This window comes from Bacteroides galacturonicus (assembly GCF_003096855.1).
GTDB lineage: Bacteria > Bacillota > Clostridia > Lachnospirales > Lachnospiraceae > Lachnospira > Lachnospira rogosae.
The window spans coordinates 39,662-59,779 of the sequence record NZ_QEOA01000002.1 but is presented as its reverse complement, the minus strand read 5'-3'; the positions used below and the strand labels follow the sequence as shown (position 1 = coordinate 59,779).

General features: G+C 35.8%; 17 protein-coding genes. 1 reads left to right on the top strand and 16 read right to left on the bottom strand.

Annotated elements, in window-relative coordinates; all coding sequences use genetic code 11:
* Positions 1 to 48 precede the first annotated feature (48 nt).
* Complete coding sequence (locus C7390_RS00280; RefSeq protein WP_055306637.1) at positions 49 to 1,365, bottom strand: pyrimidine-nucleoside phosphorylase; 1,317 nt, start codon at positions 1,363 to 1,365, stop codon at positions 49 to 51.
* 209 nt (positions 1,366 to 1,574) lie between these two features.
* Between C7390_RS00280 and C7390_RS00275 the strand changes: the two genes are divergently transcribed.
* Positions 1,575 to 2,606 (top strand): 3-deoxy-7-phosphoheptulonate synthase, encoded by a 1,032-nt coding sequence (locus C7390_RS00275; RefSeq protein WP_022503158.1) that lies wholly within the window; start codon positions 1,575 to 1,577, stop codon positions 2,604 to 2,606.
* On the opposite strand, the gene C7390_RS00270 is transcribed toward C7390_RS00275, so the two are convergent.
* The 15 genes from C7390_RS00270 to glpK form a co-directional block, all read right to left on the bottom strand.
* Positions 2,577 to 3,149 carry a stage II sporulation protein M gene (locus C7390_RS00270; RefSeq protein ID WP_022503157.1) on the bottom strand — a complete coding sequence of 191 codons (573 nt, stop codon included), beginning with the start codon at positions 3,147 to 3,149 and terminating at the stop codon, positions 2,577 to 2,579. The genes C7390_RS00275 and C7390_RS00270 overlap by 30 nt on opposite strands.
* A gap of 127 nt (positions 3,150 to 3,276) precedes the next feature.
* Positions 3,277 to 3,810, bottom strand: a complete 534-nt coding sequence (locus C7390_RS00265) for an NUDIX hydrolase (protein WP_022503156.1) — start codon at positions 3,808 to 3,810, stop codon at positions 3,277 to 3,279.
* Positions 3,811 to 3,828: 18 nt separating this feature from the next.
* Complete coding sequence (gene proC, locus C7390_RS00260) at positions 3,829 to 4,626, bottom strand: pyrroline-5-carboxylate reductase (RefSeq protein ID WP_022503155.1); 798 nt, start codon at positions 4,624 to 4,626, stop codon at positions 3,829 to 3,831.
* 67 nt (positions 4,627 to 4,693) lie between these two features.
* Positions 4,694 to 5,977 carry an aminotransferase class I/II-fold pyridoxal phosphate-dependent enzyme gene (locus tag C7390_RS00255; RefSeq protein WP_055174895.1) on the bottom strand — a complete coding sequence of 428 codons (1,284 nt, stop codon included), beginning with the start codon at positions 5,975 to 5,977 and terminating at the stop codon, positions 4,694 to 4,696.
* Positions 5,978 to 6,413: 436 nt separating this feature from the next.
* Positions 6,414 to 7,967: a ribonuclease Y gene (gene rny / locus C7390_RS00250; RefSeq protein WP_022503154.1), complete on the bottom strand. Its 1,554-nt coding sequence runs from the start codon at positions 7,965 to 7,967 to the stop codon at positions 6,414 to 6,416.
* Positions 7,968 to 8,095: 128 nt separating this feature from the next.
* Positions 8,096 to 8,758 (bottom strand): regulatory protein RecX, encoded by a 663-nt coding sequence (locus C7390_RS00245; RefSeq protein ID WP_055306638.1) that lies wholly within the window; start codon positions 8,756 to 8,758, stop codon positions 8,096 to 8,098.
* Positions 8,751 to 9,815, bottom strand: a complete 1,065-nt coding sequence (recA, locus tag C7390_RS00240; RefSeq protein ID WP_055175080.1) for a recombinase RecA — start codon at positions 9,813 to 9,815, stop codon at positions 8,751 to 8,753. The genes C7390_RS00245 and recA overlap by 8 nt, the downstream gene beginning before the upstream one ends.
* Before the next feature lie 568 nt (positions 9,816 to 10,383).
* Positions 10,384 to 10,854, bottom strand: a complete 471-nt coding sequence (locus C7390_RS00235; RefSeq protein WP_022503151.1) for a CinA family protein — start codon at positions 10,852 to 10,854, stop codon at positions 10,384 to 10,386.
* Positions 10,855 to 11,070: 216 nt separating this feature from the next.
* Positions 11,071 to 11,619: a CDP-diacylglycerol--glycerol-3-phosphate 3-phosphatidyltransferase gene (pgsA, locus tag C7390_RS00230; RefSeq protein ID WP_022503150.1), complete on the bottom strand. Its 549-nt coding sequence runs from the start codon at positions 11,617 to 11,619 to the stop codon at positions 11,071 to 11,073.
* A 70-nt stretch (positions 11,620 to 11,689) separates the two neighbouring features.
* Complete coding sequence (gene rimO / locus C7390_RS00225) at positions 11,690 to 13,018, bottom strand: 30S ribosomal protein S12 methylthiotransferase RimO (RefSeq protein ID WP_022503149.1); 1,329 nt, start codon at positions 13,016 to 13,018, stop codon at positions 11,690 to 11,692.
* A 198-nt stretch (positions 13,019 to 13,216) separates the two neighbouring features.
* Positions 13,217 to 14,143 (bottom strand): AEC family transporter, encoded by a 927-nt coding sequence (locus C7390_RS00220; RefSeq protein ID WP_055174934.1) that lies wholly within the window; start codon positions 14,141 to 14,143, stop codon positions 13,217 to 13,219.
* A gap of 67 nt (positions 14,144 to 14,210) precedes the next feature.
* The gene (locus tag C7390_RS00215) at positions 14,211 to 16,538 is read right to left on the bottom strand and encodes a transglutaminase-like domain-containing protein (RefSeq protein ID WP_318295438.1); all 2,328 of its coding nucleotides are present in this window, start codon (positions 16,536 to 16,538) and stop codon (positions 14,211 to 14,213) included.
* Positions 16,519 to 17,589: a DUF58 domain-containing protein gene (locus C7390_RS00210; RefSeq protein ID WP_055306639.1), complete on the bottom strand. Its 1,071-nt coding sequence runs from the start codon at positions 17,587 to 17,589 to the stop codon at positions 16,519 to 16,521. Before C7390_RS00210 ends, C7390_RS00215 begins: the two co-directional genes overlap by 20 nt.
* Positions 17,589 to 18,539 carry an AAA family ATPase gene (locus C7390_RS00205; RefSeq protein WP_116443381.1) on the bottom strand — a complete coding sequence of 317 codons (951 nt, stop codon included), beginning with the start codon at positions 18,537 to 18,539 and terminating at the stop codon, positions 17,589 to 17,591. Before C7390_RS00205 ends, C7390_RS00210 begins: the two co-directional genes overlap by 1 nt.
* 84 nt (positions 18,540 to 18,623) lie before the next feature.
* Positions 18,624 to 20,117: a glycerol kinase GlpK gene (gene glpK / locus C7390_RS00200; protein WP_116443380.1), complete on the bottom strand. Its 1,494-nt coding sequence runs from the start codon at positions 20,115 to 20,117 to the stop codon at positions 18,624 to 18,626.
* Position 20,118: the final 1 nt, after the last annotated feature.

Sequence of the window (20,118 nt, the reverse complement as noted above, 5' to 3'; positions counted from 1 at the left end):
CTTACAATAATATCATCCAGCTCATTTTATATAATATAATACCATTATTTATATATTTTTACAACTAATAATTCGTTTAATAAGCGGACTTGTCTTTACAATATCCTCTGATATTTCAAATGCTTTGATAATTAAGCCCTCTGCCTCTAATATTTTATCTTTATTGGCGGCATAGATTGTGGCAAGGCAGTCACCACATTTTACATAATCTCCGCGCTTGGCTGACAGCTTTACGCCGACAGAATAATCTATAACATCTTCTTTTGTCATTCTTCCGCCACCTAATATCATCGAGGCTTCTCCTATAAGTTCTGACTCAATTCTTTGAACATAGCCTTCTTTATCTGCTTTAACCTCTATTTTATAATTACATTCTGTAAATTCATCTAAATCGTCAAATACAGTTATATCCCCACCCTGACGTTTAATGAATTCCAAGAATTTATTATATGCACTTCCATCATCTATGGAATTCTGTAACATACCTCGTGCCTTGTCTGCATTTTCTTCTACTTTAGAAGCAATAAGCATCTGTGTGCCTAATTCAAGGCAGAGATTAATAAGGTCTTCTGGGCCTTCTTTCTTTAAAGTCTTTACCGCTTCCGCAACCTCCAGTGCATTACCTACAGCAAGGCCCAGCGGTTCATCCATATCTGATATTACTGCTATTGTGTTTCTGCCAGCAAGACTTCCTATCTTAACCATCTCTTCTGCAAGTTTCTCGGCATCCTGCATATTTTTCATAAATGCACCGCTTCCGACTTTAACATCAAGCACAATTGCCCCTGCACCTGCGGCAATCTTTTTGCTCATTATACTGCTTGCTATAAGCGGTATGCTGTCAACAATGGCAGTAACGTCCCTTAAAGCATATATCTTCTTATCTGCCGGAGCAAGATTGCCTGTCTGTCCTGTAAGTGCAAGTCCTATCTCTTTAATATTATCAATAAATTCTTCTTCACTTAACTTAGTCCTGAAGCCTTTAATGCTCTCTAGCTTATCAATTGTTCCGCCAGTATTGCCAAGTCCACGTCCGCTCATCTTGGCAACCTTGCCTCCACAGGCAGCTACCATTGGTGCAAGTATAAGTGTTGTCTTATCACCAACACCGCCTGTGCTGTGTTTATCTACATTAATGCCGCCTATCTCTGACAAATCCATCATATCACCGCTATGTGCCATCGCAAGCGTAAGATTGGTTGTTTCCTCATAATTCATTCCATTAAAATATATTGCCATAAGAAGTGCCGACATCTGATAATCCGGAATTGTGCCATTGGTATATTCATTAATAACATAATCAATTTCTTCTTTTGACAATGATTCATTATATTTTTTCTTGGATATTATATCAAACATTCTCATAGCTATCACTCCTCAAACAATTGATTTTTAATTGTAACACTCTGCTTTATTTTACATTTTTGTGAATTTCTGTTTCGTAACATTGTATTTGATTATATACTAACATTTTTCTGTAATTTATGCTATTATTATTAGCAGAATTCTTAAAATAAGAATGCAGACAGCAGTTATTGCCTGCGGTTATTAATATAATACAAGGAGATATAATAATGAGTTTTGAATTTATACGAAAGCTTCCTACACCAACGGATATCAAGCGTGATTTTCCAGTTCCTGAAAGGGTTGCTGAATTAAAGAAAGAACGAGATAAAGAAATTGCCGATGTAATTACTGGCAGGTCAGATAAATTTCTTGCTATAATCGGACCTTGTTCTGCCGATAACGAGGACGCTGTATTAGACTATACATTAAGACTTAAAAAAGTTCAGGAAAAGATTGCTGACAAAGTACTAATCATTCCAAGAGTATATACTAACAAGCCAAGAACCACAGGCACTGGCTATAAAGGTATGCTCCACCAGCCTGACCCAGAGAAAAAGCCTGACCTTCTTGCTGGACTTGTTGCTATCAGAAAAATGCACATAAGAGTTATGGAAGAAACAGAACTTATGCCAGCCGATGAAATGTTATACCCTGAGAATTACTGGTTCCTTGCTGATGTACTCTCATATGTTGCCGTTGGTGCAAGATCTGTTGAAGACCAGCAGCACAGACTTACTGTAAGTGGTATGGACGTTCCTGCTGGTATGAAGAACCCTACAAGCGGTGATTTCTCAGTTATGCTTAACTCTGTAATCGCTGCTCAGGCAAAGCAGTCTTTCATATACAGAAACTGGGAAGTTGAAACACCTGGTAATCCTCTGGCTCACACTATATTAAGAGGTGCTGTCAACAAACACGGACAGAACATTCCTAACTACCATTATGAAGATTTAATAAGACTTGCCAATATGTATAAGACTAAGGATTTACTCAATCCAGCTTGTATCGTTGATGCTAACCACAGCAACTCTGGCAAAATGTATGCTGAACAGATAAGAATTACTAAAGAAGTAATTCACAGCCGCAATCATTCAAATGATGTTAAACAGCTTGTTAAAGGTGTTATGATTGAAAGTTATATTGAACCTGGCTGCCAGAAAGTCGGCGAAGGTATATATGGCAAATCAATAACAGACCCTTGCCTTGGCTGGGAAGAATCTGAAAAGTTATTATACACAATAGCTGATATGCTCAAGTAACATTTTCAGACACCCCGGATTTACGTAGGCTTCGCACAACGTGCCTGCCAACAATAATATAAAACTGACTAATAATGCCATTGCTATTTTCCTTATATTAATATTCACATATGACCCTCTGCTGGTTTCCCATATGGATATTAGTATGAATATAGTAATGGCATATATTATATAATGTGGAAATGTCATCACTATGTATACAAACATTCCTTTTATCCCCATATTCATTACACTTACGCTCACAACCATTCCAACGCTCATTCCAATAATTCCGAAAATTATATATACTGCCGGAACTGCAACAGGTGTAATAAGCAGTAATATAAGAAGTGCAAATTCTTTTATTCTCGTTTTGAAAATATATTGCCACAACGCCACATTATTTACCTTCATATCAATAATAGATAATCTGAAATCATTATTCAGTACTCCAACCTTATCCGTTATATTTATTATTGCATAATTAGCTATCAGTGTCCCAGCAATAACTCCCACCATAACTGCCAACATATATCTGTATCGTTTTAAAAAAATCCCAGCCATATAAACGCCTCCTTATTTATCAGGTCAGGCTATTTATATGCCGGGATTTCTTTTAATATGTTTTGATTATTGAATTTAATTATTGAATTTAATCATTTGATTGTTTTAATTACTTTATTTACTTCATTTATAATGTCTGCTCATATGCAAGTATAGCAGATATTGTCTTGGAATCTTCTATTATTCCGTTCATAATCATATCTTTTAATTCCTGCAATGTATAATACTCAACATTAATATATTCTTCTTCGTCAAGCTGCTGTACTGACTTTGTAAGCTTATCAGCCACATATATATCAACCTTTTCATTGCAGAAAGCAACTGCCGTAATTATAGATATAAGCTTTCTTACATTATCAGGGTCAGCTTTATACCCTGTTTCTTCTTCCAACTCTCTTATTGCCGCAGTCTTGACAGGTTCACCCTTATTAATTCCTCCTGCTGGTATTTCAAGAGTTTCTTTATCTGGTGAATTACGAAACTGCCTTACCATAATAATTCTGCCATCATCACGAACAGCAACAACAGCCGCAGCTCCCTTATGCTCAATATGATCCCAATACACTGTCTTGCCGTCTGGTGTAACAATCGTATCTTTATAAAATTCAAGCATTGAACCTTTATACATCAACTCTCTGCCAACTCTTTTTATATGTTCCATATTGAATCCTCATTTTTATTATTTAATATTATGACACTTATCATAACATGCATCTGTGGCTTTTATGACAGCATTACGGAAATTGTGTTCTTCAAGTGCTGCTACACCAGCTATTGTTGTACCACCCGGTGAGCATACTTTATCCTTTAACACTCCCGGATGCTCGTTAGTTTCAAGAACCATCTTAGCTGAGCCAAGAACTGTCTGTGCAACTAATTTATAAGCATCATCTCTCTTAATTCCATATTTGACAGCACTATCAGCAAGTGCTTCAATAAACATATATACATATGCTGGCGAACTTCCACTTGCACATACAATAACATCCATAAGCTTCTCATCAACATAGACAACCTTTCCAAATGAATTAAAAAATCTGTCTACAACATCTCTCTGTTCAAATGAAAATTCATCTTTATTGTATGATACGCCAGTCATCCCTTCTCCGACAAGAGCGGGTGTATTAGGCATTGCTCTTACAACCTTAGTATTAATTCCAAGATTATCCTTAATAGAGTCTATTGTAATTCCAGGTGCTATAGATATAACAACGCTGTCTTCTCTTATGACATTAACTATATTCTTCATTACAGCACTATATACCTGTGGCTTAACTGCTAATACTATATACTGGGCATTGTTAGCACACTCTGCATTGCTCTCAGCATATTTGACACCTGTTTCATCACTTATCCTTTTACATTTATCAAGGTCTGGACAGGTAAATATAATATCTGATGGTTCAAATACATTAAGGACACCTTTAAGCATAGCATATCCCATATTACCCATTCCAATAAAGCCTATCTTTGCCATACTGCCTGCTCCTTTCAGGATTTAGTTTTAATTTTTATCAACATTTTATTAATGTTCTTCTATTAAATTACTTCTGCTCAAGAAGCTTTTCTACACTTACTAATTTTGTACATAATACAAATAATTCTGCTGCTTCAGACATTTCCTCTGGTGTAGGGAAAGATGGTGCAATTCTTATATTGCTGTCCTTAGGATCTTTTCCATAAGGGAATGTAGCACCTGCGTTTGTAAGGATAACACCTGCTTCTTTACACTTTGCAACTATTGCCTTAGCGCAGCCTTCCATAGCATCAAATGATATGAAGTATCCTCCTCTTGGCTCTGACCAGGTACCAATTCCAAGACCTGTAAGTTCATCTTCAAGCACCTTTAAAGTAGCTTCAAACTTTGGACGCATAAATTCAGCGTGCTTCTTCATATGTTCCTTAAGACCTGCAACATTCTTGAAATATCTTACGTGTCTTAACTGGTTAATCTTATCGTGACCAATTGTCTGAATTGTCATCTGCTTCTTAATATCAGCTACATTATCCTTTGATGTTGCAAGTGCTGCCACACCTGAACCTGGGAATGTAACCTTAGATGTAGAGGCAAATTCAAATACCATGTCTGGATTTCCAGCTTTCTCACATTCAGAAATAATATCAAGGATTTCATCCTGCTTGTCATCATAAAGATGATGAATAACATACGCATTATCCCAGAATATTCTAAAGTCCTTAGCTGCTGGCTTTAATGCTGCCATTCTCTTTACTGTCTCATCTGAGTATGTGTAGCCTTGAGGATTTGAATACTTAGGTACACACCAGATACCCTTAATAGACTCATCTTCGCTTACAAGCTTCTCTATCATATCCATATCAGGTCCATCAACAGACATTGGAATATTAATCATTTCAATTCCAAATCTTTCTGTTATAGCAAAATGTCTGTCATAGCCTGGAACTGGACAGAGCCACTTTACTTTATCAAGCTTGCACCAAGGTGTATTTCCAAGAATACCGTGTGTATACGCTCTTGATACCTGATCATACATAATATTAAGACTTGCATTACCATATATAATAACGTGTTCAGGTGTTGTTCCCATCATATCTGCCATAAGCTTCTTAGCTTCAGGAATTCCATCAAGAACACCATAATTTCTACAATCTGTTCCGTCCTCTGACTTTAAGTCAGATGAACTATTGATTACATCAAGCATATCCATTGTTACATTAAGCTGAGTTGCTGATGGCTTACCTCTTGACATATTAAGGTTAAGTCCCTTAGCCTTTGCTTCCTTGTATCTTTCATCAAGTTCAGCCTTTAACTGTAATAACTGTTCTTTGCTCATTTCGTTGTACTGCATATTAATCCTCCATTTCATAATTAAAAGGTCTTAAATACTATACTATGAAGATGATTTTTTAGCAATAGTTTTCACATTATATTTATGAATTTTGATTAAAAATATTAATTAATTAGACATTTTTAAGAATTTTATTAATAAAATTAAGTGTTAGCTTAATATTATTAAGTCAGTCTTTGAATTTTATACTAAGAATTACATTTCAATAAGCATTGTAATAATTATTGTATATAACTGCCATATGTTTAATTTTGGCATATTAACACTTAAAATCAAAAGGTAATTTAGTCTATTCACCAATTTGACATCAATAAAAGGCTACACAATAGTATAAGACGAAATATTATAGTAAATACTAATACAAAACATAAAAAAAGAAGCTGCCAAGAATTTTGAATTCTTGGTAGCTTCTCTGGTTCTTTAAATATGTTCGTAATTACTTAGCGTAATCAACAGCTCTTGATTCTCTTACAATACTAACTTTAATCTGTCCTGGATATTCCATCTGATTTTCAATCTGTTTAGAAATATCCCTTGCAAGTAATACCATATCTGAATCACTAATCACTTCAGGAACAACCATTACTCGAACCTCTCTACCTGCCTGAATAGCAAAAGACTTCTCAACTCCCTTATATGAGTTGGTAATATCTTCTAATTGTTTTAATCTGTTTGTGTAAGTTTCTAACGTCTCTCTTCTAGCACCAGGTCTTGCGGCTGAGATTGTATCAGCAGCTTGTACAAGACAGGCTATTAAACTTTCTGGTTCAACGTCACCATGATGAGCTTCTACCGCATTAATAACAAGTGCTGATTCCTTGTATCTTCTACAGAGGTCAACACCCAACTGAATATGTGAGCCTTCCATTTCATGGTCGACAGCTTTACCTATATCATGTAATAAACCAGCTCTCTTTGCCATCTTTACATCAAGACCTAATTCGCTGGCTAACAATCCTGTAATCTGAGCTACTTCAATTGAATGTTTTAATACATTCTGACCATAACTGGTTCTGTATCTTAACTTACCAAGTAAGCGAACCAATTCAGGATGAATTCCATGGACACCAACCTCAAGGGTTGCAGCTTCACCTTCTTCTTTAATTAATGTTTCAACTTCTTTCTGGGCTTTTTCAACCATCTCCTCAATTCTTGCTGGATGAATCCTTCCATCAAGAATAAGCTTCTCAAGAGCGATTCTTGCAATCTCCCTTCTAATTGGATCAAAGCCTGATAAAACTACAGCCTCAGGTGTATCATCAATTATAAGTTCTACACCAGTAAGTGTTTCAAGAGTTCTTATATTACGACCCTCTCTACCAATAATGCGGCCTTTCATTTCATCATTAGGAAGCTGTACAACTGATATAGTTGTCTCGGCAACGTGGTCAGCGGCACATCTTTGAATTGCATTAACCACTAATTCCTTTGCCTTTTTATCTGCTTCCTCTTTTGCCCTGCTTTCTAATGTCTTAACCATTACAGCAGTATCATGTTTAACTTCATCTTCAACAGTTTTTAATAGATATTCTTTTGCCTGTTCGGAGGTTAATCCAGAGATTCTTTCAAGTTCCTGCTGTCTTTTCTTTTCAAGTTCGTCAACCTTCTGTCTTTGTTTACCAAGTTCTTCTTCTTTTCTGGTAATACCTAAGTCACGCTTCTCTACTGCTTCAATCTTTCTGTCAAGAGTTTCTTCTTTAGAAAGGACTCTCTTCTCGTACTTCTGAATTTCTGCACGTCTTTCCTTAGTCTCTTTCTCAAGCTCATTCTTAGTCTTTAAAGATTCTTCTTTAACTTCTAAGAGTGCCTCTTTCTTCTTAGTCTCAGCCGCTTTCAACGCTTCATCTATTATTTCTCTGGCTCTTTCGTTCGCATTGCCAATCTTTTCATCATTGCTTTTATTGATGGCTTTACTAGATACAACCCAGGTAATAGGTGCGACTATCACAAGTGTAACAAAAAATGTGACAACTGCCGGAATAAATGACACAGGAGCACCTCCTTATTAAGTTTTCATTGTACAAAAAATACAACATACTAATATTATACTCTAAACGGCATTATGTCAAGGTTACATCAACCTAACTTGTCATTATCTTGCATATATTATCCGGCCTATTAATACTCATTAGTATCACATACCATATCAAGTGCTTTATTGATATCATCAAGCCTAAAGCCCTTTCTGTAAAGTGAAGCTTTTAATTTCTGTAATTGATTATAATCTTTAATATCAATTGAATTAATCTTTTTATTGATATGTCCGATTATTACATTAATCTCCTTTGCATAATCATCTTCCTCACAATAAAATTCATCACAGGCTTCTTTTATAATATCAGCAGAAACACCAAGCTTTAACAAAGATGTCTCAATCACACGCCTTGATTTAGAAGATGACCTCGATATTATATAATTATCAGCAAATCTTCTGTCATCAATATAACCATATGAATATATATATGCTACAGTCTCATCAATACAGCACTTAGGATAACCATTAGCCTGTAGCTTCTCCCTTAGCCTGCCTTCTGTATAATCGTGGCTCTTAAGCAGAGCCATCGCCCTTATCTTAGCTCTTTTAGTAAGTATAGTTATTATCTCATTGTAAATATCGGACATAATAACACTGTCCACTTTAATCTGATACTTTCTTATCTCTGAGTTATATAAAACGAACGCAGGTTCGTAATTAACAAATACTCTCCTGCGTTGTTTATTAACATCGACAATCGAAGTGACTAAATATTGTATATCTGAAGAAACTTCATCATTATACATTTACTTCTTCCGCCTCTTTCTCGCCAGTCTTTTTCTTAGACTTAGCTTTAGTATCTTCTGCTTCTGCCGTATCAGCTTCTTCACCTATTCCATAATGGGCACGAACTTTCTTATCTATCTCATCCTTTAATTCCGGATTGTTAAGAAGAAACTGCTTAGCATTCTCTCTACCCTGTCCAATCTTCTCTCCATTATATGAAAACCAAGCTCCACTCTTCTGTACAATTCCCACATTAGAAGCTAAATCAATTAAATCGCCCTCTGTTGATATTCCTTTACCAAACATTATGTCAAATTCCGCTTCCCTGAATGGAGGTGCAACCTTGTTCTTAACTATCTTAACCCTTGTACGGTTACCAATAACTTCTCCACCAGACTTTAATGTCTCTATCTTACGGACATCTAGTCTTACAGACGCATAGAACTTAAGTGCACGTCCACCTGTGGTTGTCTCTGGGTTACCGAACATAACTCCAACTTTCTCTCTTAACTGGTTGATAAATATAACAACACAATTATTCTTACTTACAACAGGAGTAAGCTTTCTTAAAGCCTGTGACATAAGTCTTGCCTGTAAACCTACATGTGAATCACCCATATCACCATCAATCTCAGCCTTAGGTACAAGTGCAGCTACTGAATCGACAATAACGATATCAATAGCACCAGATCTTACCATTGTCTCACATATCTCAAGTGCCTGCTCACCACTGTCGGGCTGTGATATATATAAATTATCAATATCTACACCTATATTCTTAGCATATACAGGGTCAAGTGCGTGCTCTGCATCTATAAATCCAGCTATACCGCCACGCTTCTGAACTTCTGCAACCATATGAAGTGCTACTGTTGTCTTACCTGATGATTCAGGACCATATATCTCAACAACTCTTCCCTTAGGCACTCCACCTAAACCAAGTGCTATATCAAGGCTTAATGAACCTGTCGGAATACATTCAACATTCATATTAGTAGCTGAATCACCAAGCTTCATTACAGAACCCTTACCAAACTGTTTCTCAATATTAGAAATCGCAGCATCAAGTGCTTTCATCTTATCTTCATTATTAACCAATTATAAATACCTCCATATCAATGAACATTCGTTCGTCTTTAATGATAATATTATATACTGTGTCATTTGTCAATAGATTTTCGAACATTCATTCTGTAAAAATAGTAAATTTAATTAAACACTGTATATATTCACCTGAAATCTATACCAGCCAGTACATTACAGCGTTGCAAAACGTTAATCATAATCCAGGCCAATTATATAATGTCAACTTAACTTAAAATCTAATTACAACCTAATTCAGCTTAATCCAAATCAATTCAACCTAATTCAAATTATAATTGCAGTCTTAGACCAAGTCTTAATTATTATTACTATGTAACATATTGGATACATATATCCTATCATATATCGTCCTTTATGTAAAGATATAAATAGTATTTTATCAATATATTTTCATTGATATAATAACATTTATATCATTTCAAATTACAGATTAAATATTATTTTAAATCGCACTTCAAATCATATTAAATATAATCTTAAATCGTACTTCAAATCATATTAAATATAATATCAAATTATACTTCAATCATATCCTGCAAGCCTATACCTGCGACAATTCTTCCAGTATCATATTCAGAGCTTCCTCACAGGCTTTTTTACGTACAGTCTCCCTGTCACCTGTAAAGTTGAATTCTTTAGCATAGCTCCTGCAATTATGTGCTATTCCAATATATACAAGACCTACAGGTTTATCGTCTTCCATAGACGGACCTGCAACGCCTGTCACTGATACAGCTATATCCGCATTGGCGGCTTTTAATGCTCCGTCTGCCATTTCACAGGCTGTATTACTGCTCACCGCTTTATATCGTTGCAGTGTATCATTGCTGACACCAAGTATTTTGTGCTTAGCTTCATCGCAATAAGTAATATAGCCTTCGTGAAATATTTCTGATGCACCGCTTACATTTACAATTGAAGATGCAACCATACCGCCTGTGCAGGACTCAGCAGTTGTCAGCAGGCAGTTGCACTCTTTTAATTTCTTAACAACTTCTTCCTCTAATTTCATATTTCGTTTCGACTCCTTTTATTAATCCCTTCATAATTCAACAATGGTTCGGATGCACAATACACCCGAACCATCATCTGCAAATATTAAACATAAACATTTAACACATAAAAACATCGAATAGCTATTCCATATCAATCAGCAATTAACAATCACCTCAGTTTATTAATTAATCTGTCTTTATCAATTTTTCATAAAACAGCTTATCAATATCAACTAGTTATTAGAACCCTCTATAAAGATTTTATAATTCTTTACAATATAATCAATAAGTGAAACAACCGTAAGTATAAGGGCAATATATGTGACTACCATATTAACAACCCCGCTAAATGGATAATTCAGGTCTAATATAAGAAGAATTATCATTATCATCTGGAAAGTTGTCTTAAACTTGCCCCAGTAGCTTGCTGCAATAACAACACCATTATCAGCCGCGATAAGCCTGAAACCACTTATTATAAATTCTCTTGCAATAATAATTATTACAATCCAGGCAGCAACTTTATCAAAATCAACAAGTGCAATAAGTGCTGAACACACTAAAAGCTTATCAGCAAGTGGATCCATAAACTTTCCAAAGTTAGTTACAAGGTTATACTTTCTTGCAATCTTTCCATCAAGAAAATCTGTAATGCTTGCAAGTATAAATATTGCCGCAGCTGCTATATTTCCAGCCATTCCCAATCCCGGTATATATAATACAACAAGAAATACAGGAATCATAATCATTCTTAAAATTGTTAATTTGTTAGGTAAATTCATAATACTCTCCATTCCTACACTTCTGCATATAATCTTACTGCATTGTGCATATTAATATCTGTGATGTTAATTATTCAACAATAGTTCCAATAAGATCATATTCGGTTGAGCCTGTAATCTTAACATCAATGAAATCACCTGACATAAGCTCTCTGTCACATTCAACAAATACAAGACCATCAACATTAGGTGCATCTTTGTATGAACGTCCAACATATGTATTATCTTCTGGTATAAAGCCTTCAATCATAACTCTCACAATTCGTCCAATCATAGCGGCTGACCTGTCTGCTGATATTTCCTGCTGTAACTGCATTAACTCATCTCTGTATTTTTCCTTAATCTCTTCATCAATCTGGTCAGGCATCTGTGCGGCTACAGTATCCTCTTCTCTTGAATATGTAAATACACCTAATCTGTCAAACTCACACTCATCTATGAACTGCATAACTTCCTCGTGATCCACATCTGTCTCACCAGGAAAGCCTGTAATAAGTGTAGTTCTTAAGGCAATATCTGGAATCTCCCTTCTAAGCTTTGCAACAATATCTGTAAGCTCCTGCTTTGAAGTTCTTCTACCCATACGCTTAAGAATATTGTCGCTTGCGTGCTGTATAGGCATATCAAGATAATGACAGACCTTTGGCTCATTTTTAATAGCTTCTATAAGCTCATCATTAATCTCTTCCGGATAACAGTAAAGAATTCTTATCCATTCAAGTCCTTCTATTAAGCCAAGATTATGTAAAAGCTTAGGAAGCGACTTCTTTCCATATAAATCAACTCCATAAAGAGTTGTTTCCTGTGCAACAAGTATAATCTCTTTAACACCGCCCTCAACGAGCTTCTTAGTCTGGTTAACAAGATACTCAATAGGAAAGCTTCTAAAGCTTCCCCTTACCTTAGGTATTACACAGTAAGTACAGTGCTTATCACAACCCTCTGCAATCTTTAAATACTCATAATAACCCGGGGTTGTCACAATTCTATCAGCTTCAACCATTGGCATTCTGTTCGCATCTTCAACAAAATTAGATATGCCCTTTTCTTCAAGTACAGAATTAATCATATCAGCAATCTTATCATAAGAAGATGTTCCAACAAATGCATCTACTTCCGGAATTTCCTTAATAATCTCATCCTGATATCTGTGTGCAAGACAGCCTGCAACTACAAGCACCTTACATCTGGCATCTTTCTTATGTTCTGCCATCTCAAGTATTGTATTAATACTTTCCTGCTTGGCATCGCCTATAAAACAGCAGGTATTAATTGCTATAATATCAGCTTCCCATTCATCATCAGTGAACTCAAATCCCTTATTCTTTAAGATGCCAAGCATATTCTCAGTATCAACAAGATTCTTATCGCAGCCAAGCGAAACAAATAGTATCTTCATAAATAACCTCTATTATACTCTCATAATCATAAAATACTTGTGTATAATAGCATACATTTAACAAAAAATAAATGGCTATCCCCAAGTTAATACAATGTTTAATTAAAATTTAACACATATTAATTATATGATGTTGTGGCAAAAGCCCCAAAATATGAGCAAACTCACATAGTTTTAATCCTTTTGCCCCTGGTATCATTATATTAATGTAGTTATAATAAGTGCCACCGCCGGCAGTGTTATTATGCTTATAAATGTAGTAAGCACCACCATAGCCGCCGCAACATCCTCATCATATCCGAATTGCACCGCAAATACAGAAGATATTGATGCACAAGGACACGCCTCAAGAATAATTACAACATCAGCAACCATTCCGCTGATATTAAATATTTTAAAAATAGCTATGCACACTACAGGTATAATGAACATTCTGACAATAATTGCAAAATATACAAGCTTATTATTAAACATATTCTTTATTGGGCTTGCCGCAATTATCATACCTGTAATAAACATAGATAATGGCGTGTTAATAGCCGCCGCATAACTTATTGGCTGACTTATAATATCTGGAAGCGGAATTCCTGCAATAAATATTAAAAGTCCAATAAACACTGATATTATAGCTGGTGTTGTGAATATCTTTTTAACAATTGCTTTTAAATCAAAGGTTCTGCTTACAATTGAATATCCAAGTGTCCATAAAAAAATATTGAATGCTGTCACAAAGGCACTTGCATATATAAGTCCCTCACTTCCAAATAGAGCCTGTATCAGAGGAAATCCCATATATGCTGCATTAGAAAACATACAGCCAAATCTTACGATAGGCACATTATCTCCCTTTAACTTAAAAGATAATAAAAATGTTATGGCAAATCCAACAACTAAAAGCAGTATGCTTAATCCCAATGCGTACAATATATTCTTAAAAATATTGTCATCAAATTCTGTCAGATAAGAATTAATTATCATACAAGGCACAACAAAATATACCAGAAGATCAGAAAATGCTTTCCTTCCCTCTATCTTTACTGCACCTGTCTTAACACATATAAATCCAGAAAATATTAATATAAATAATACAATAACCTGTTTTGCTGTTATAAGAGCTAACATCATATATTTTTCCTCCATTGTTATATATAACATATAATAATGCGAAAGAAATTATTCGTCAATATTAAAGTCAGATATAACAATGTATATATTTGAATACTATTCTTTTTTTCTTCTTTAATTCCTTATAAATTTCTTCCGCCGCTTTTCTGTATAAGACCAATACATTCTTCTTATAATATGACCTGCCTTTATCTGTATCAGCAAAACGTATATACATAATACTATCGTATACATTTTTTGCTTCTTCGTATGTAATATTGCCATAACGTGCCGAAAGCTTATAAGCAAAATCTTCCTCTGTCCCGTTATATCCGGTGAAATCTCCCGCAAAATGCAGCATTTCCATTAATCTTTCATATATATCACACGAACTTAAAGACTGAATTTTCCTGAGCCTGCTTACCCTGTATAACTTAATCCATAATGGCAGCAAGACAATTAATATAACAAGAGTCAGTATTGCTATATATTTAACAACCACTACAGCCACTTTAAAGCCTTTTTTTAATGCCACCTTAACAGCTCCGCTTCTTGTACTTACATAAGTTACATCTTCACTGCTATCACCGCTAATGCTCGCTTTATCGAGTGTCCAGCCGTGTTCACTCATAACATTGTTAAATGTATTAATATCATAACCCGGATATGAAACTGCACAGCTTCCATCACTTGCTGGCGTAACATCTACAGGAACCCATCCATAATTATCAATAAATATTTCCGTCCACGCGTGCATTTTTTTATCAGAAACCTCTGCAACATAAGTTGACTGATCAGTTTCCTTGAAGTCCTCGGCACTTAATCTGTAACCACATACATATCTTGCTGGAACTCCGTACAGCCTGTACATAATTGTAGCCACCGTTGCATAATGAACGCAGTAACCCCTCTGTGCATTAAACAGAAAATCCTCCGCAATATCTGATGATCCCAACATTACCCCCGGAGTTCTTGTATATCTTGTATTGCTTAGCAGTGTATACATAATAAATGTAGTCTTATCACTTAGTGATGTTAATGGATTAGCCTGAACATATGAAGTCAGCCTTGGAACCAAACTTTTGGATACAGCAGAATAGATTGGAGTCATAGCTGCCTTATACAACTGCTGTACATTTTTATAATCCCGAACTGTTGTATTATATTTTTCATTACTCTTCTCTCTCCATTCAGACTGCATATCTGCCTGTTCAATATATTCAATATTGTATGTTTTCTTTCCGTCATCACCTTTGCTGAAATTCTTAGAACCACTATTGTAATAAGGCTCTATTGTCTGTTTATAATTATCATTAACATATTTAACATCTAATTTTCTGTTTATTTTATTATTGTTAGAGGTCGCAACAATTCCGCTGTTCCTCATATATATATTAATATAATAATACATCTTTTTAAAATATGTTGATGCGTAAACAGGCTGTGATATCGTTTCTTTCTTAAATTCAGTTCTGTCTATATTCTTACATATAGTATCATCATCAGTTGAATCCCAGCTTCCGCCCTTATATTCGCCACCTCTGAAACCGTAAAGATATAAATCCTCTGTTGGCATTTTACTTACTGTAACTGTCATCTGGGTAATTCCAGACTGGTAATTATTGCCTGAACTTATCTCCCCATTAATCTTAACATCAGAACTCTTGCCTGATATTCTCTTTGATGTCTTATAGATAGTCTGCTCTATGCCCGAAATAGAACCATACATATATTCAGAAAATATATTGGTAATAATATCAGCTGCAAAGAAAATAATCACTGTCGCTGCGATACAATATATTATACTTTTCTTATGTATCAACTTTCCGCTTCTTGTTGTATACAGCATTTTCTTACGTCTTCCAAGCACAGCGTAAGACACGCCCACTATAACCTGATGCATAACTATTACAAATATATGAAACAAGCTTACCTCTAATCTTAATATAGGTGAAGCTGCAAGCATTACAACTGTAACCAGTGTCAATATAACACGGTTTTTAAATATAACCTCTAACAGATATATAATATAAATAAGCACGACACTGCTTACAAACACCACATATGTAACATTCTGTGTATTTGCCCGTCCGTCAACCAGTGCCTGCATTATTGATACAGACTGCTCTGATATACGCTGTATATTAAATACAAACAATATAGCTGTTACAACCACTTCTCCCACTATCACAAATGGCAGAAACTTCCTCTTATTATAATGTGCATAACTTAAAATATACGCATATATTCCTGAGAATAATAATACTCCCACAACTGTAAAGCTGACAGCATCTAATTCATCAACAAATAATATAACCGATAACAGCCCTGTCATTATCCCTGCAAAGGCTATATAAGGATTACCATTATATGTGTCAGAATGTGCCTGCCTTACATTAATACGCATGTTCTCCATATACATTTTCTCCCAATAACTCAGTAACATCAGATGATGTATCTATCTTTATGATATTCTTATCAATATACTCTCCAAGGCTGTATTCCCTGCTAATATCCGTATCATTATTACGACAATTATAATGAAGCCTATATAATATATAATATACATTCTTTAAATCATCATAATCTGATACTGTCTGTTTACATAAAGCTCCAGAATTAAGATCATTCCACAGCACTGATACCTTCGTGTCATCCTGAATAAAACCCATAACAAGCATAGCTGTCTTATCATAAAAGCTGCTCATACGCTCAATATTATTAATATCATCAGGCAATGTATCAAGAAGCACAAGTATCTCCCTGTCAACTTGTCCACAGAATTCCTTAATAAGCAGATCTCCCGTTCTTGAACTTAAATTCCAGTGTATGTGCCTGTAAGAATCTCCTGTCTGATATTCCCTTATCTGTCTTATATCATCGTGTGAACTGCCTTTTCTGTTGATATACAACTCTATATTATTATTGCTTTCATATTGTGAAAAAGCGCCTTCATATATACTGCTTTCAACTTCTGGAAATATCAAAATATTCATTATGCTTAAAGGCTTTATTGTACAATAAAACAAGCCTGTGTAATCATACACTTTCGCTTTAACTATCTTTACATCCGCCATTCCACAATATGGCAGGCTGACAGATAAATCCATATTATCCTTCCTGCCCTTACAGCCTCCGTACAGCTTTACGTTCTTTCGGTATTTCTTGTATTCTTTACCTTTCTTATCACAATATGACACGACTACATCTAATCTGATTTTCGTGATTGGTATTCCTGTTTTATTGCTTACATTAATTCTTAACTGGCAGCCAGAATTCTTTAACTCCTCTGCCAGATTAACATCAAAATCAAATGCAACATTTCTTTTATATATACGGGTTAATATATACATACCTGCTATTAGCAGAAGATTAACAGCTACATAAAGCATAAGTGCAAATGAATGAAATATGCCTGCTACATACCACACAACAGCAAGTATAATAATCAAAAATACACCTGTCATTATGCCTTCTTTCCTACTGCTGGCTTAGCAACTGATTTCAAAATATCATTAATCACTTCTGCCTTGTCTTTACCGTCCATTCTCGCCGCCATATTAAGAATTATTCTGTGTGTTATAACATACTCAAACTGTGCAATAACGTCCGCAGGAACAACATAATCCCTTCCGTTAAGCCAGCTCCACGCCTTACACATCTTTACAAGTGCTATAGTCGCTCTAGGACTTGCACCTCTTTCTATATAACGTGACTTTCTTGTAGCTGTAACAAGATTAACTATATATTTGTATATGCTCTCGTTCATATATACATCATATATTTCATTCTGCATACTTATAAAATCATCTATGCTCACCACTGGTGTCATATCACTTGTCCTGCTCTGCTTTCCTACAGACATAGCCATATCAAGCTCACTTTCATAATCAGGGTAACCGATTGATAAAGTAATCATAAATCTATCCATCTGTGCTTCTGGAAGGCTCTGTGTTCCTGCATTACCAAGCGGATTTTGTGTTGCAATAACAATAAAAGGTTCTGGAACTTCTCTGGTAACGCCCTCAACGCTTACCTTTCTTTCTTCCATAACCTCTAAAAGTGCTGACTGTGTCTTAGGTGATGTTCTGTTAATCTCATCAGCAAGCAGCAGATTACAGAACACGCTTCCCGGCTGATATATGAATTGACCTAAGTCATTTCTGTATACAGAATATCCTGTAAGATCAGACGGCATTACGTCCGGAGTAAACTGCACCCTCTTGCAGTCAAGTGCCATTGCCTTGGAAAATGCTGTCGCAAGTGTTGTCTTACCAACACCCGGAATATCTTCCAAAAGTATATGTCCTCCGGCCAGAAATGCCGCCATAATCTCTTTTATTTGTTTATCTTTTCCTAATATAACATTGTTAACCTGCTCTATTACATTAAGTGCCTTTAGTACATTATTATCCAAAACCTCTTCCTCCCTGATATATATGCTTAAAATTATACACTATATACAATAACAAAGCAAAAACAATATATTTTTTATTCAGTTTTATTCATCTGTATAAGAGATGGCACATTTTACGGCTCTTCTCCAGCCTGCGAGAAGAGTATCCCTGTCTGATGGTGCCATACTGCTCTCAAATGTGGAAGCCAACTGCCAGTTATCTCTTATCTCATTCAGATCCTTAAAGAAACCAACTGCCAGACCAGCAAGATATGCCGCACCAAGTGCAGTAGTTTCTATACACTTAGGACGTCTTATCTTAGCTCCAAGAATGTCTGCCTGAAATTCCATTAGGAAATCATTGGCACTTGCCCCACCATCTACTTTTAACTCTTTAACTATATGTCCTGTGTCACTTTCCATTGCCTTTAACACATCATATGTCTGATATGCTATTGACTCAAGCGATGCCCTTATAAAATGTTCCTTGTTAGCACCTCTTGATAAGCCTACAACGCAGCCTCTTGCATAAGGATTCCAGTAAGGTGCACCCATTCCCGAAAATGCAGGAACAATATATACTCCATTGGTGTCATTTACCATTCTTGCATAATCTTCTGATTGTGAAGAGCTTCTTATAAGCCTCATCTCATCACGAAGCCATTGTACAATTGCACCGCCTGTAAATACACTTCCCTCAAGTGCATAATGAAGCTGGTCATCACTTCCTGCCGCAATCGTAGTTATAAGACCATGCTTAGACTCCACAGGCTTATCCCCTGTATTCATAAGAAGAAAACAGCCTGTTCCATATGTATTCTTTACTTCTCCCGGCTCAAAACAGCACTGTCCAAAAAGTGCCGCCTGCTGGTCACCTGCCGCACCTGCTATTGCAACATTTCCAGCAAGAACAGAAGGGTCTGTATAACCATATATACAGCTTGAAGGCTTTACCTTAGGAAGCATAACCTCTGGTATATTGAACTTTTCAAGAAGCTCTTTATCCCAGCACCTGTTATGAATATCAAAAAGCATAGTTCTTGAAGCATTAGTATAGTCTGTAACGTGCACCGCACCGCCTGTAAGCTTCCATATAAGCCAGGTGTCAACCGTACCGAATAGCAATCTGCCCTCTTCTGCCTTTTTCCTTGCTCCTGCTACATTACTAAGTATCCACGCAATCTTAGTTGCACTAAAATACGCATCTGGCACAAGTCCTGTCTTTGCCTTGATTACATCTGCATAACCATCTTTTACAAGCAGATTAATATCCTTGGCTGTACGTCTGCACTGCCATACAATAGCATTATATACAGGCTCACCTGTTTCTTTATCCCACACAATTGTGGTTTCACGCTGGTTGGTTATTCCAATGCCTGCTATATCATTAGGCTTAGCACCCAAAAGTGCCATAGCCTCAGACATAACTGCATACTGTGTTGACCATATCTCCATTGGATTGTGTTCCACCCAGCCCGGCTTAGGATATATCTGTTCAAATTCCCTCTGTGCCATTGAACAGATATTGCCAGCCTTATCAAATAATATACATCTTGAGCTTGTCGTTCCCTGATCAAGCGCCATAATATACTTTGCCATA

Bases quoted from the DNA above. Each gene is read 5' to 3' on its own strand.
- C7390_RS00220 (WP_055174934.1), bottom strand. From the start codon at position 14,143: ATGATGTTAGCTCTTATAACAGCAAAACAGGTTATTGTATTATTTATA.
- proC (WP_022503155.1), bottom strand. From the start codon at position 4,626: ATGGCAAAGATAGGCTTTATTGGAATGGGTAATATGGGATATGCTATG.
- pgsA (WP_022503150.1), bottom strand. From the start codon at position 11,619: ATGAATTTACCTAACAAATTAACAATTTTAAGAATGATTATGATTCCT.
- C7390_RS00275 (WP_022503158.1), top strand. From the start codon at position 1,575: ATGAGTTTTGAATTTATACGAAAGCTTCCTACACCAACGGATATCAAG.
- glpK (WP_116443380.1), bottom strand. From the start codon at position 20,117: ATGGCAAAGTATATTATGGCGCTTGATCAGGGAACGACAAGCTCAAGA.
- C7390_RS00245 (WP_055306638.1), bottom strand. From the start codon at position 8,758: ATGTATAATGATGAAGTTTCTTCAGATATACAATATTTAGTCACTTCG.
- recA (WP_055175080.1), bottom strand. From the start codon at position 9,815: ATGAAAGCACTTGATGCTGCGATTTCTAATATTGAGAAACAGTTTGGT.
- C7390_RS00215 (WP_318295438.1), bottom strand. From the start codon at position 16,538: ATGGAGAACATGCGTATTAATGTAAGGCAGGCACATTCTGACACATAT.
- C7390_RS00265 (WP_022503156.1), bottom strand. From the start codon at position 3,810: ATGGAACATATAAAAAGAGTTGGCAGAGAGTTGATGTATAAAGGTTCA.
- C7390_RS00235 (WP_022503151.1), bottom strand. From the start codon at position 10,854: ATGAAATTAGAGGAAGAAGTTGTTAAGAAATTAAAAGAGTGCAACTGC.
- C7390_RS00280 (WP_055306637.1), bottom strand. From the start codon at position 1,365: ATGAGAATGTTTGATATAATATCCAAGAAAAAATATAATGAATCATTG.
- C7390_RS00210 (WP_055306639.1), bottom strand. From the start codon at position 17,589: ATGACAGGTGTATTTTTGATTATTATACTTGCTGTTGTGTGGTATGTA.
- rimO (WP_022503149.1), bottom strand. From the start codon at position 13,018: ATGAAGATACTATTTGTTTCGCTTGGCTGCGATAAGAATCTTGTTGAT.
- C7390_RS00270 (WP_022503157.1), bottom strand. From the start codon at position 3,149: ATGGCTGGGATTTTTTTAAAACGATACAGATATATGTTGGCAGTTATG.
- C7390_RS00255 (WP_055174895.1), bottom strand. From the start codon at position 5,977: ATGCAGTACAACGAAATGAGCAAAGAACAGTTATTACAGTTAAAGGCT.